Annotated in this window: 15 protein-coding genes; 7 read left to right on the top strand and 8 right to left on the bottom strand. The window is 33.7% G+C overall.

The genetic code is table 11. The annotated features are described in order from the left end of the window. Positions 1–403: 403 nt before the first annotated feature. Positions 404–1,765, top strand: a complete 1,362-nt coding sequence (locus HCX49_RS01075; RefSeq protein WP_168125888.1) for an NAD(P)-binding domain-containing protein — start codon at positions 404–406, stop codon at positions 1,763–1,765. Positions 1,766–1,853: 88 nt separating this feature from the next. Here HCX49_RS01075 and HCX49_RS01070 read toward each other — a convergent pair whose 3' ends face one another. Together HCX49_RS01070 and HCX49_RS01065 are read right to left on the bottom strand one after the other, a co-directional pair. Further along, entirely contained in the window at positions 1,854–2,324 is a 471-nt protein-coding gene (locus HCX49_RS01070; RefSeq protein WP_132772755.1) for a hypothetical protein, read from the bottom strand. A 162-nt stretch (positions 2,325–2,486) separates the two neighbouring features. Continuing rightward, positions 2,487–3,050, bottom strand: coding sequence for a hypothetical protein (locus HCX49_RS01065; RefSeq protein ID WP_168125887.1), 564 nt, complete (start codon positions 3,048–3,050; stop codon positions 2,487–2,489). 233 nt (positions 3,051–3,283) lie between these two features. On the opposite strand from HCX49_RS01065, the gene HCX49_RS01060 reads away from it, so the two are divergent. Next, complete coding sequence (locus HCX49_RS01060; RefSeq protein ID WP_168125886.1) at positions 3,284–4,117, top strand: alpha/beta hydrolase; 834 nt, start codon at positions 3,284–3,286, stop codon at positions 4,115–4,117. A gap of 233 nt (positions 4,118–4,350) precedes the next feature. After that, positions 4,351–4,716 (top strand): hypothetical protein, encoded by a 366-nt coding sequence (locus HCX49_RS01055; RefSeq protein ID WP_206368137.1) that lies wholly within the window; start codon positions 4,351–4,353, stop codon positions 4,714–4,716. A gap of 68 nt (positions 4,717–4,784) precedes the next feature. Here the strand turns inward: HCX49_RS01055 and HCX49_RS01050 are convergent, their stop codons facing one another. Then, positions 4,785–5,291, bottom strand: coding sequence for a GNAT family N-acetyltransferase (locus HCX49_RS01050; protein WP_132772761.1), 507 nt, complete (start codon positions 5,289–5,291; stop codon positions 4,785–4,787). 100 nt (positions 5,292–5,391) lie between these two features. Here HCX49_RS01050 and HCX49_RS01045 point away from each other — a divergent pair, with 100 nt between their 5' ends. Continuing rightward, positions 5,392–5,595: a DUF6965 family protein gene (locus tag HCX49_RS01045; RefSeq protein WP_021190787.1), complete on the top strand. Its 204-nt coding sequence runs from the start codon at positions 5,392–5,394 to the stop codon at positions 5,593–5,595. A 35-nt stretch (positions 5,596–5,630) separates the two neighbouring features. Here HCX49_RS01045 and HCX49_RS01040 read toward each other — a convergent pair whose 3' ends face one another. The 3 genes from HCX49_RS01040 to HCX49_RS01030 all read right to left on the bottom strand — a co-directional run bounded on the left by HCX49_RS01040 (position 5,631) and on the right by HCX49_RS01030 (position 9,031). After that, complete coding sequence (locus HCX49_RS01040; RefSeq protein WP_168125884.1) at positions 5,631–6,704, bottom strand: acyl-CoA dehydrogenase; 1,074 nt, start codon at positions 6,702–6,704, stop codon at positions 5,631–5,633. Continuing rightward, positions 6,679–7,311 carry a nicotinamide riboside transporter PnuC gene (gene pnuC, locus HCX49_RS01035; RefSeq protein ID WP_168125883.1) on the bottom strand — a complete coding sequence of 211 codons (633 nt, stop codon included), beginning with the start codon at positions 7,309–7,311 and terminating at the stop codon, positions 6,679–6,681. The genes HCX49_RS01040 and pnuC overlap by 26 nt, the downstream gene beginning before the upstream one ends. Before the next feature lie 211 nt (positions 7,312–7,522). Further along, positions 7,523–9,031 (bottom strand): malate:quinone oxidoreductase, encoded by a 1,509-nt coding sequence (locus HCX49_RS01030; RefSeq protein WP_132772765.1) that lies wholly within the window; start codon positions 9,029–9,031, stop codon positions 7,523–7,525. A gap of 296 nt (positions 9,032–9,327) precedes the next feature. On the opposite strand from HCX49_RS01030, the gene fabG reads away from it, so the two are divergent. Together fabG and HCX49_RS01020 are read left to right on the top strand one after the other, a co-directional pair. After that, positions 9,328–10,071 carry a 3-oxoacyl-[acyl-carrier-protein] reductase gene (gene fabG, locus HCX49_RS01025; RefSeq protein ID WP_132772767.1) on the top strand — a complete coding sequence of 248 codons (744 nt, stop codon included), beginning with the start codon at positions 9,328–9,330 and terminating at the stop codon, positions 10,069–10,071. A gap of 103 nt (positions 10,072–10,174) precedes the next feature. Continuing rightward, positions 10,175–11,152: an acyl transferase gene (locus HCX49_RS01020; RefSeq protein WP_168125882.1), complete on the top strand. Its 978-nt coding sequence runs from the start codon at positions 10,175–10,177 to the stop codon at positions 11,150–11,152. Positions 11,153–11,155: 3 nt separating this feature from the next. Here the strand turns inward: HCX49_RS01020 and HCX49_RS01015 are convergent, their stop codons facing one another. Continuing rightward, positions 11,156–12,022 (bottom strand): neutral zinc metallopeptidase, encoded by an 867-nt coding sequence (locus HCX49_RS01015; protein ID WP_168125881.1) that lies wholly within the window; start codon positions 12,020–12,022, stop codon positions 11,156–11,158. Positions 12,023–12,203: 181 nt separating this feature from the next. Here HCX49_RS01015 and HCX49_RS01010 point away from each other — a divergent pair, with 181 nt between their 5' ends. Then, positions 12,204–12,785, top strand: coding sequence for a PhnA domain-containing protein (locus tag HCX49_RS01010; protein WP_168125880.1), 582 nt, complete (start codon positions 12,204–12,206; stop codon positions 12,783–12,785). A 36-nt stretch (positions 12,786–12,821) separates the two neighbouring features. Here HCX49_RS01010 and HCX49_RS01005 read toward each other — a convergent pair whose 3' ends face one another. Next, on the bottom strand, positions 12,822–13,745 hold the full coding sequence (locus tag HCX49_RS01005) for a polysaccharide deacetylase family protein (protein ID WP_132772798.1): 924 nt from the start codon (positions 13,743–13,745) through the stop codon (positions 12,822–12,824). Between the last annotated feature and the right edge of the window lies 1 nt (position 13,746).

The raw sequence follows: 13,746 nt of genomic DNA, 5'->3' as shown, positions 1-13,746 counted from the left end.
CAGATCTCAATATTTCTGAGCAGTTGCTCAAAATAAAAAAATTGATCTCGATCATTTCTCAAAATGAAAAACAATTTCAACGATCAAAATTCGTAATAATAAAGCATAATAATAAAGCAGTTACATTTGACCAATCCTTGATACCTATCCAAATTTTGGTTATCTTAGCCATATTGACAGCATACAGATATTTTTTTTGAAAAATAGTTTCTAGTCATTTACTTATCGCAACAAAGTATAAGTTGTGTATCTTATTGGCTTTTGCCATCTATTTTAGAGATTATAAAAAATCTCTTCATCTGCATACTCATTTGGAAGTATGGTCTAGAATTAAAAATTCGATTTTAAAGACGAATTATTGCACTCATCTATTTTAGATGAGTATACATGTTAATTATATTATATGACAAATTTTAAAGTTGGAATTATTGGTGCTGGCCCCAGCGGGCTAGCTATGCTACGAGCATTTGAATCGGAACAGAAAAAAGGTAATCCCATCCCAGAAATTAAATGCTACGAAAAACAGGACAATTGGGGTGGAATGTGGAACTTTACCTGGCGGACAGGTGTTGGTAAATACGGAGAACCCCTACATGGTAGCATGTACAAATACTTATGGTCTAATGGTCCAAAAGAATGTCTTGAATTTGCTGATTATACATTCACAGAACATTTCGGTCAAACAATATCCTCCTACCCTCCGCGAGAAGTACTTTTTGATTATATCCAGGGACGTATCAATCAAAGCAACGCCAGAGATTACATCCAATTTAATACCGTTGCAAGATGGGTGGATTATATTGAAGACAAAAAACAGTTTAGAGTTATTTTTGATAATCTAAAAAAGAATGAAACTTTTGAAGAATTTTTCGATTATTTAGTGGTTGGTACTGGTCATTTTTCCACCCCTAATCTCCCTTACTTTAAAGGAATAGAGAATTTCCCTGGCGCAGTTATGCACGCACATGATTTTAGAGGTGCTGACCAATTTAAAGATCAGCGCTTACTCCTTATCGGAAGTAGTTATTCCGCTGAAGATATTGGCGTACAATGCTACAAGCACGGAAGTAAATCTGTGACAATAGCTTATAGAACAAGTCCGATTGGGTGCAACTGGCCTGATGGCATAAAGGAGAAAGCAAAATTATCTCATTTCGAAGATAGTATAGCGTACTTCGAAGATGGCAGTCAAGAAGAGTTTGATGCGGTCATATTATGTACTGGTTATCAACATAAATTCCCATTTTTACCTGATAATATGCGATTAAAAACCAATAATTGTCTATATCCAGATGACTTGTTTAAAGGAGTAATCTTTAATCATAATGAACGTTTAATATTTTTAGGAATGCAAGATCAATATTATACTTTCAATATGTTTGATACACAAGCTTGGTTTGCACGTGATTACATGCTAGGAAAAATCCCGCTACCACCTAAAAAAGAACGCATTAAAGAAATCAAAAAATGGATGGATGATGAAGCACTTACAAAAACAGGAGAAGATCATGTTGATTTTCAAACAAATTACATCAAAGATCTAATGAGTTATACAAATTACCCAAACTTTAATGTTGACAAAGTGGCCAGCATGTTTAAAAATTGGTTAAAGGACAAGGAAAATAATATTTTAAATTATCGAGATCAAATCTATACATCGGTCATAGATGGAACTCAAGCAGAAACTCATCATACAGCATGGATGGATGAACTTGATGATAGCCTGGAGAAATATCTTGAAGAAAGTAAAGAACCTGCTATATAATAAATTTCTAAACTGATATTTCAATACATTATAATAAAAGGAGGAAGCTAAAACTTCCTCCTTTTATTATAATCAATAATTATTAAGACTAACAGATACGCGTATCAATCCAAAAATTATCACGCATTTTCAAAATTGATTCTGGAGTGACCCGATTTAAAATATAGGATTGTTCTGCGTTTAAAAGGTCCTTTTGATCTTGTTCATCTTCAACAAAAAGCATTCGCAAAATAGCATCATTTTCCAATGCTTCTATATCAGACTCCACTACTTTTGTATCATTCGATAGAAACCAATTTTTAGCTTCTTCCTTATTTAAAAATTTTAAATACATTAAACAAGAATCAAACTCTCCTAATTCTTTTACTACTTTTTCTGGATATTGATTTCGAATGTATTCTTCATATAGTTCACGTCTATTATTACGTAAAGCATAATTTCTTATTACCAATCGATGTGGATCACTCTCTATGCTAAATTTTTGAGGATTTTCTAAAAATCCGTAATGCTTATTGTATCGAACAACACGCGCATTCAAACTTTTTTTATCATTCTCCATAAAAATCTCTTCATTACTTATATACATAACAATCAAATGCTTATAGTGTTTAATTATTGTATACAGGAATTGAAAACAAAGAAATCTGCGAATAAATAATATAATTTAAAAACGATTGTCAATACCACTTACAGGGCTCATCAGTAAGGAAAATTACATCTTTTACAAAAAAGTAAATTCACCTTTAAAAACTATTTCTTTATCTACTAAACTATAATTTTCATCATATTCAGCTTGATAAAAAATGACGTAAATTGGTTGTGTTAAATCTGTAACTGACATCAATTTATCTGCTTCCAAAATATCGATTTTGTCAATAGTACGATTCCCTGTCCAACTTTTAGCAGTACCTTTTGCATTCGGATCAAACCGATGATCTTGAGCTGATGTAAAATACCAGTAACTTGGTACATCATTACTCAACGTTAAAGTTTGATTTGGATTAAATTGCTCATCTGCCATTCCAGTATTTTCAAACCATGAAACTTCATGATCGATAATTCCCAATGCTGCGAGATAAACGTCCTTATCCAATGTTGCCCCTACTAAAAAGCCTTCCATCCCTTCTGACTTTAGTTGAAAAGTGAATGGAGATTTAGTAAGTTTATACTGATCAAAAGTGCTGGAGATTATTTCCCCACCTTGGATGATACTAACTTCCAGTTGTTGACAAAAACTCATTATCGAAGTAAATAAAAAGCCCAAAGTCATAATCAATCTAGTCATGTAAAACGTGTATAATAAAATTTTAAATTAATAACACAAAGTAAAGTAAATCCTAAAAGACTAAAACCCCTGTTTTCCGCTAATTTTGAACGACTAATTAGATTAAAATAAAAAAACACGATTATCATTTAAAAGCTATTTTATAATCTCGTAATTTTAACAATCTTTTTATACACTTACTTCTGTCTTTGCAAAAACCAAAAATAAGTGTCTTTAACACAACACAGCTATTGATGAAATACATTCAACTATTCATTGCGTTCATGTTTACGGCAAATAACCTATCTGCTCAAAAAAAAATTACGATCGGGCAAACTGATCAGATATACTCTACAATACTCAAAGAAAATAGGAAAATAAACATATATCTACCAGAAGGATATAATGTTGCTGATACAATTAAATATCCAATAATTTACATATTAGATGGTGGCATAGAAGAAGATTTTATTCATATAGTTGGAATCGTTCGCTATTATACACAACCCTGGATTGCGCAGTTTCCAAAATCAATTGTTGTCGGTATCGAAAATACGAATAGAAAGAGAGATTTCACATTTGCAGTGTCCAACTTGGACTTCCTGGAAAAAGAAGGTTTTAAAAAAGAGAATTTTCCACAATACGGAAAATCTGGAGCTTACATTTCATTTCTTCAAAAGGAACTACAGCCCTACATGGAAAATAAATATAACGCTAATAAAGACCGTACTGTTATTGGAGAATCATTAGCTGGTCTATTAGCGTCTGAAATACTCTTAAAACAACCTGATTTATTTACTAAATATATTATTATTGCGCCTAGTTTATGGTGGGGAGAGCAAAAGCTCTTATTTGAAACGGCAAATTTATTAAATACTAACATCAAAAAAACACTTAGCGTATATTTAGGAGTTCCAAATAAAGATGAAGATATAAAAATGTATAATGAATCAATAAAGTTTTCACAATCATTAAAGCAAAACAATAATATCAATTTGTCATTTGATTACTTACCAACCGAATTACATGCAACGATCGTACACCAGGCAGTATACAATGCTTTCAAAAAATTATACCCTAAAAACTAAATATATTAAAATCAATTTGTGATTTTTAGACGGTGCTAGTTCGGTTAACTTTCAATTTTTTATAGCAAGTAATATCCTGAAAATATGTTAAATTTACTAGACTTGCAACATCAATACGATAATTGAGAAAGCGTCAATTATAAATTTCATCTCCTAAAAATCGATTTATGAATACTATTTTGAGAAATTTATTAGCGATAGTGGCGGGCGTGGTCATTGGCAGTATAGTTAATATGATGTTTATTACAATCAGTAGTTCTATCATACCTCCACCAGATGGTGCAGATGTAACCACGACAGAAGGACTAAAAGCATCAATGCATATGTTTGAACCAAAGCATTTTGTCTTTCCTTTTTTAGCACATGCCATCGGAACTTTAGTCGGAGCATGTATAACAACTTGGTTAGTCAAAGGGAAAAAACTTAGCTTTGCGTTTATAATAGCTGTCTTTTTCTTAGCAGGTGGTGTAGCAAGTGTCTTTATGCTGCCCTCTCCAATGTGGTACACAGTACTAGATCTGATCATAGCTTATATCCCAATGGCATACTTGGGGGGAAAATTAGGATTAAGACTAAAGTTGCAAAGAAACCACTCCTGAAACTTTTATTATAACTTTTTTATCAGAAAGAAGTGAGCCTTCCTTTATAAACAGCTTATGAAAATACGCTATAACAGCATTTCGAATAATGTGAAAGAATTATTTTGATAATGAGCAGGCATATCAATAGCTTCTTTAATACGAACTACATCGACAATTGTAAAACCACATTTCTCGTAATATTGATTCAATCGCTCATTTCCCGCCGTAGTATCCATTCTAATAAAGAATTTACTTCGCTCTCTGGCCAGAGCCTTAACAAATGCTATAATCTTAATAACGAAATTCTGACCTCTAAAAAGTGGGTTTGTAGCGATACGGTGAATATAAATTGCCGGATCTTTGTCTTTCTCTTGCCATATAATAGGATCTGAAGTTGTTAACAAAAAGACACAAGCGATTTGATTATTCAGAACAATCTTATAATGTTGTCCATTTTTTATCTCTTCAAGTACAGCTCGAGCTTCAAATCCTTTCCAATTCACTTTTCCTAAAGCATGTTGATAGGCAATTGCCTGCTCATACAATTCCATATGTGCAGACAAATCGTGAGGAGTACTTTTTTCTATAATCATGCAGTTAAAATACATTATTCCTTATAAATATAGATGATTAAACTACAATATTGTCCATTCATAAGTTTTTTCTGTCACATTATAGTTTTATCTTTGATGCATGACTATTGAAGAACTAAAAGAATATTTTAATACGGTTTCATTACCAAATGAAATACAAATTACCGTGGATATGCATATCTTTGATTTACCTAAATTTCTGCAGGCAAACTTAGCGGCACTTGATCGCTGGAACAGAGAGTTAGAAAAATGTCCTTCCTATGTGCGTTTAATAAACTTAAAGAAAGCTATTGAAAATCAATAACCACAATTACAACATTTTAAGAATTACAAATCGTCTTATTGCTGCAACAAGCTATGTTGAGTTGCAGTAAAAATATTTCTAAAGACAATGTTCATTTCCTGTTCGCGTTGCGCGGCACCTATTCCGCAGCCAGGGAATAATTCCACAGTATTATTTTTAATAGCTGATACAAAGTTGCGGCTTGTAACTGCGATTTTCTCATAAAGATCCCGGTTTTCAAAACCCTGCAATATATTATCCCAAGATTGTTCTGTCAAACAATAAATCTGATTCTTACGTTCATTAAAATCGGATTGCATCTCGTCCAAACGTTTAAACAGATTTTTACCTTTGTCTTTTAACCAATCTGAATCTTGAGATTTTATAATATAATATTTTTCAACAAGATCAATAAATCTATTATACATCCCAATAAAATTGCTCAGCAAGGTTAATTCCGCAAAAGGAATGAACGGATATTGATAAAGAAAATCAGGCCAGGTACTTTCAGATTCATTAATCAAAAAACTACGAGAGTTTCCCACAAAATGATTTTCAACAGAAAAACTATGGCTAGCCGTGCATTCTAATCCAAAAGTATCCCAATCATAATGAATCAATACATCATCCCGGTCAAAAAAGAACGAATGGATCATTTGCTGACCGTTTTTATCGAGCACAGGTTTACCATCTTCCGTAATGATACAATTTGCGGTAAAATGACTTAAATGCGGAGCTCCAGTAGCATATTTCCAATGGCCATGAATACGATATCCCCCATCCGCTCTTTCTGCATATCCAGATGCACGTCCACTTCCTCCTAAACAAACTGCCGGATTTTGAAAAATTTCTGTTCCTATTTTCGGATCAATAAAACCGACAAATAAATTAGCTCCCGAACATAAAGTTACCGTCCATGATAAACCACCGTCATGATAGGCTAGTTCTTCTAAAAATTTCACTCCATCTAAAAGAGTTAATCCCAATCCACCAAGAGATTTGGGAACCCAAATTTTAAACCATTTTTCACTAATTGCCAAATCTAACTGCTTTGCAGTCATCTTTTTTAAAGCAATTGCCTCGTGCTGTTGGTCTTTTATCAGATTAATTTGATCTTGAGTAAGTATCATATATTAGTTCACGTTTAAGAATTCTCTTCCAGTTAAAATAACCAAAGAAAGCCATCACAAATAAAAATACAGTCAATGCTGCGAATAGTAGTAAATCTTTATGATAAAGCAAAGGGATCGCCATGAGATTACTAATATTTAATAATATCCAATTTTCTATTTTCCGCTTTGCCAGCAACCACATGCCTGCCCATGCAGTACAAGATACCAAGGCATCCCATAGCGGAACATCTGAATCTGTAGCATGTAACAATCCGAAATAGAATATGGTAAATCCTATAATACATATCAATAAGACAATAATCCAGTCCTTACGTGATGCAGTCGATATGATATGTTGATGATTACTATTTTGTTGCCAGTAAATCCAACCATAAATACTCATTAATAAGTAATACATGTTCAAGGCAATTTCACCGTATAGTTTTGCGAAATATAAAACGTAAATGGATATCACAATACCAGAAATACCAAAAAGGTAATTAATAGGTTTATTGGACTTTGCAAACCAAACCTGCAATATACCAAAGCCTACTGCTAGCCATTCTGCGAGGGATGTAGCTTTAACCTGCTGAAAAAAATCGTTTAAAATTTGATTTAACTGCATTTAATATGTGTGTAAAATAAAAACAATACACACTTAGGGAGTCGCTATAAATGCACGATTTGTGAAATTAAAATCCCTACGCCAGCATTATCCGGATCAGGTATATAACAACAATTGCTCACTGTGATGAGCAATTGTTGTTATTGGGTATAATCTCAGCCTGTAACAGTAAATAATACTTCAAGCACCCCATAAGTATGGTGAAAAGAAATTAATCTTTAAAATTCTCTAATTTTAATGCTGTATGTGTACGCTTTCTAGTGGCTTCACACAGTTCAACATTATCATTTAATGATTGCCCATGTGAAGGAATCATTTCACGCAATTTCTTGCGATATTCGTCTGCTTTTGCACGTTCAGGAAAACATCTTTTCAGTAATTTAATCATGATAGCGACAGAAGTCGATGCTCCTGGTGAAGCTCCTAGTAAGGCTGCAATAGAACCATCTGCTGCGGATACAACTTCTGTTCCAAATTCAAGAACACCACCATGTTTAGCATCTTTTTTGATTACTTGAACACGTTGACCAGCAACCTCAATTTTCCAGTCTTCTAATTTTGCCGTAGGCATAAACTGCTTCAAAGCATCCAATTTATCTTTTGGACTCTTCATCACCTCAGAAATCAAATATTTAGTCAAATCCATATTATCCCGACCTACGGATAACATCGGTTTAATATTCGACAACTTAATCGATGCAGGTAAATCAAAGTAAGAACCTTGTTTTAAGAATTTAGTAGAAAAACCAGCATATGGACCAAATAATAAGGCCTGCTTACCATCAATATAGCGTGTATCAAGATGTGGAACAGACATCGGAGGAGCACCGATAGATGCTTTACCATATACTTTAGCGTTATGATCTTTAATAACATCCTCATTCACACAACGTAACCACTGTCCGCCAACTGGAAAACCACCATATCCTTTTGATTCTGGAATTCCAGATTTTTCTAACAGCAATAAAGAATGTCCACCAGCGCCAATGAATACAAATTTGGCATTAATTGTTCTTTTCTCTCCAGTTTTCAAATCCTTAACTTCCAACTCCCAAGTGCCATTGTCATTCCGTTCAATGTCGCGGACTTCTTGTGTAAGATGTAATGTAATATTATCTTTTGCATCTAGATGTTGTACCAAATCACGCGTTAGAGCGCCAAAGTTCACATCAGTTCCTAAGATCATTTTCGTTGCCGCAATTTTATCATCAGCAGGACGACCTTTCATCATAAGTGGAATCCACTCATTCAAAACAGCTTTATCTTCGGTATATTCCATGCCTTTAAACAAGTTATTCTTGGATAGCGCATCATATCTTTTACGAAGAAAATCAATATCTTTTTCGCCAAAAACAGCACTCATATGAGGTACTGAGCGAATAAAATCTTCAGGTTTTGTTATGACCCCTTTATCAACTAAATAGGTCCAAAATTGTTTGGAAACCTCAAATTGTTCTGCAATGCTGATTGCTTTATCAATTTTTACAGAACCATCAGCTTGTTGTGGGGTATAATTCAACTCACATAATGCAGAGTGACCAGTTCCAGCATTATTCCATGCATCCGAACTCTCTGCTGCAACAACATCCAAGCGCTCTAAAATCTCTATTTTAATATCTGGGCTTAACTCATTGATAAGTGTGCCCAAAGTTGCGCTCATGATACCTGCGCCAATTAAAACGACGTCTACCTCTTTGGTATTTTTTGTTTTTTTACTCATGTCTTCGTGATTGATGCAAATTTAATATAGATTTTTATATTAACGCAATCCTTTTGTCAAAAAACTGTACTTTTTAAAATCACTTATTCAAAAATACCATACTATTATTAAGAATTCCCTAACACAGCCATTTTTATGAATAGCTGCCACATTACAAATAGTAGTATTATAATATCCTGAGGAATGTTAATTCAAATTATTATTTAGAATTAACGAATTAAATTGATCCGAGTGTTGCGATTGTAGTATACTTTTAACATTTTTGCAAGCACCCTTATTACATATAATACATAAGAATGAAACTACTTGAAGGAAAAACAGCTCTAATTACTGGAGCATCAAAAGGAATAGGAAGAAAAATTGCTGAAGTATTTGCCCAAAACGGTGCAAATGTAGCATTCACATATTTATCATCTGTGGAAAAAGGCCAAGCTTTAGAACAAGAACTTCAGGCTTTTGGAACTACTGTAAAAGGTTATCGTTCAGATGCATCAAAATTTGATGAGGCTGAAAAACTCATCAATGATATTGTTTCAGATTTTGGAACTATTGATGTGGTTGTTAATAATGCTGGAATAACAAAAGATGGTTTGTTAATGCGCATGACTGAGGAAAACTGGGATGATGTGATCAATGTAAATTTAAAATCAGTATTCAATGTCACTAAAGCAGCTTCTAAAATCATGATGAAAAACCGTAAAGGATCTTTCATCAATATGAGTTCAGTAGTAGGTATACAAGGAAATGCTGGTCAAGCTAATTATGCAGCTTCTAAAGCTGGTATTATTGGTTTCTCTAAATCAGTGGCAAAAGAATTAGGCTCAAGAAATATTAGATCAAACGTAGTTGCTCCAGGTTTTATACGCACAGAAATGACCGATATTTTAGATCCTAAAATTGTTGCTGGATGGGAAGCTGGTATTCCTATGAAACGCGCCGGTCAAGCAGAAGATGTTGCAAATGCATGTCTATTTCTTGCATCGGACCTTTCAACATATGTCACAGGACAAGTATTGCCTGTAGATGGTGGTATGGTATAAAAAATATATATAATACAATAAAAAAGGTTCTTGAAGTGATCAAGGACCTTTTTTTATTGTAAAAGCTTTTATATGTCTATATTTGCACTGAAATTTTAATCGTATGAACTGGGATCGGGTATTTGCTATTCAAAATGAAACAGAATTTAATGAAATTTGCTTGGAGACTTTTCATTTTCAAATGGAAAACACAAGCATTTATAGACAGTATGTGCAATATCTAAATAAGAAAATTCATACAATAGATCATTACACGAAAATTCCGTTTCTCCCAATCGAACTATTCAAATCTCAAGAAATTATAGCTGACAACTTCAGTCCTGAGATTGTATTCACAAGCTCAGGTACAACAGGAGTCACCACAAGTAAGCATCTTGTAGCTAAAAAAGAAGTATATGAAAAAAGCTTTCGCACTGCTTTTGAACAATTTTATGGAAAAATAGACGACATTGCCATTTTGGCGCTACTTCCATCCTATTTAGAACGAACAGGTTCTTCATTGATCTACATGATCAATGATTTAATGCAACATAGTCAACAACCCGAAAGTGACTATTTCTTATACAATCATGAAGAACTTTATCAAACCCTGATAAAATTAAAAGCTAAAGGCACGAAAACCTTGCTATTCGGTGTGACATTTGCACTGCTTGATTTTATTGAAAAATATGAATTGACATTTCCGGAGTTAATCATTATGGAAACTGGGGGAATGAAAGGAAAACGTAAAGAAATGGTCCGTGAGGAAATTCATGATTTATTATGTAAAAGCTTTCAAGTTCCAGGAATACATTCGGAATATGGAATGACTGAATTGCTATCACAGGGCTATTCATATGGTAACGGGATATTCAGACACCCCAACTGGATGAAGATCTTAATTCGGGAAACAAATGATCCGCTAACTCTTGCTGAAAATAAAAAAACAGGTGCTATTAATGTTATTGACTTAGCAAATCGATATTCGTGTTCTTTCATTGCAACCCAAGACCTCGGAAAAATCTACGATGATGGATCTTTTGAAGTCTTAGGTCGCTTTGATCAAAGTGATATACGTGGTTGTAATCTTCTCGTCCAATAAGTTTTATTTTAAGCTGGGATCTTGAAAGGTATTTCCAGCTTGCATATCACCAGAATCATAACCTTTCTTAAACCAAGCTCGTCTCTGAGCTGAGGTACCATGTGTAAAAGAATCGGGTACCGCATAGCCTTGAGCTTGTGTTTGTAATTTATCATCTCCAACTGCTTCAGCTGCCGCCATACCATCTAAAATATCATTATAGTCAATCTCGATATCAGATAATTTATTAACATGATGTGCCCAAACTCCTGCATAAAAATCAGCTTGCAACTCGGTCATGACAGAAATTTTATTATTTTCAACTTCACTTAATTTTCCCCTCATGCTGTTTGTCTGAGGTAAAAGTCCCACTAATTGTTGTATATGATGCCCTACTTCATGTGCTATTACATAAGCCAGAGCAAACTCACCTTTAGCACCAAATTTGGTCGTCAACTCTTGATTAAAAGTTAAATCTAAATAGATTTTATGATCTCCAGGACAGTAAAAAGGTCCGTAAGATGCTTTTCCTATTCCACAACCATTGGTTTCGGTACCTCCATCATAAACAACTAAATTTGTAGGTTCATAATTTTTACCCAGCTGAGTCTTAAAAAGATTTGTCCACACATCCTCAGTACTTGATAAAACGATACGCGAAAAGTCTGTTAATTTAGCCTCCTCTGCACTAATTTCCCGTGGCTGTCCAGTCTGCTCCGTCCCCGTCATATTTTGAGCCTGCTGCAATAATTGAGATGGATCTCCTCCCATTAAAAAACCAATTATTAAAACAATAATCCCACCTACACCGCCCAAAGTTAATTTTTGACCACCTGACATTCCTCTCCTATCTTCGAAGTTGTCACTTTTTTTACCTCCTTGCCATTTCATATTGATATCATTTAAGTTAGTTTCAATTAATATTAAATAAGATACACATTTTATCGTGTACAGCATCGCAAATTATATTCCAAATTATTAAGCATTTTTTGATTTGTTATGTTAACCTTTTATAATTATAAATATTCATTATGTTTGCACCTAAATCATTTGCAACTTATCCAAAATTTAAATGAAACTAGAAAATCAACTATTCGAGAGAGCGGGAAATAAATGTGAATTGAGTCAAGCAACTGATAATTTAACATTATATACATTGCCCCCTGACTTACAAGCTATAGCTGAAAACACGATTGTTGTTTGTCAGAAATGTGCCGATCAGTTAAATAAAACAACACAATTAGAAGCTGAATATTGGAAATTCCTGCCCGATACCATGTGGTCTGAAGTACCAGCAGTACAGGTAGCTGCGTGGCGCATGTTAAATCGTTTAAAAAACGAGGGTTGGGCTTCTGATGCGTTAGATATTTTGTATCTGGATGACGAAACATTAGAATGGGCAAAACAAACAGGAGATCATGAAAATGATGGATATGTCGAGTTTCATTTAGATAGTATCGGTCAACAATTATTTGAAGGGGATTCTGTAGTCCTTACGAAAACATTGGATGTAAAAGGATCATCTATCCGGGCGACTTTAGGTACAGTCGTGAAGAATATTAGACTTGTGTTCGATAATACAGAACAAATTGAAGGAAAAATCGATGGTCAGACGATTGTGATTTTAACAAAATATTTAAGAAAGCAAAACTAAAAAAATAAGGCTACAATTTGATTGTAGCCTTATTTTTTATTTCTGTTTCGGATAATCACGCATATGTGCAAATTCGTAATTTGGATGTAACTTCAAACTATCGATTAAATCACTTAACATTTTCTGTGCTTTTCTTGTCTGAAACATATCATCATGCATCAACAGAACAACGTTATTCTTCGAAAATGAGGTGCCGTTACGTAATCTATTATTTATCTGACGATATATAAAACTCACCGATTCGACTGGCATACCAGAAGGTTTACCCTTTTTCCATTCACAGTCCCATCCCATAGAACGGTAACCATTTTGATATAATAAATCGGCCGTACTTGAACCACTTTGCATATCAATACGTTTACGATCTGCAAAGTACCAAATATTACGTCCTGGTAAACGGACAATCTTATGTTTAAGATTCAGTTCTTTTTCATTTTTATCAAAGTCCTCATACGCTGATTCTGCGTTGCTATAAAAATAAGTAAACTTATTATTTGCATGATTGTAACTGTGATTATAACAATCCACCAACGGATTGTTCATATAACGTTCATAATATTTATGCAAACCCTTACTCATTCGGTCATGCTTTCCAATTAAAAAAGCATTAATCTTTATATTCTTAGCTGTAGCTATTGAATCAATAAATTGACTGCCATTTAAAGGTCCATCATCAAAAGTCAAATAAATATAACGAGGAGACACAGAGTCGGTTAATAATTTCGCCGTATCAACTTCATGATGAAGAATACTCTTTTTACCCTTTACAGCAATTGTATCCTTTTTAATCTCTTTCTCGACAGTATCTTTATTTAAATCATCGATATCATCTATACTATCAACAGTTCCAATAGTAACCGAATCTGTTTTTTTACTCCCACCTTCATTGCACGATTGTAATGCAAGAGATGTTACCGATAATAATCCAAGGAACAACCCCAGATTGAATGCTTTCTTCATG

Origin of the sequence: Sphingobacterium sp. B16(2022) (assembly GCF_012030425.1) — a bacterium.
Taxonomy (GTDB): domain Bacteria; phylum Bacteroidota; class Bacteroidia; order Sphingobacteriales; family Sphingobacteriaceae; genus Sphingobacterium; species Sphingobacterium anhuiense.
The sequence above is the reverse complement of the archived record's forward strand: the minus strand, read 5'-3'. Positions and strand labels throughout refer to the sequence as shown.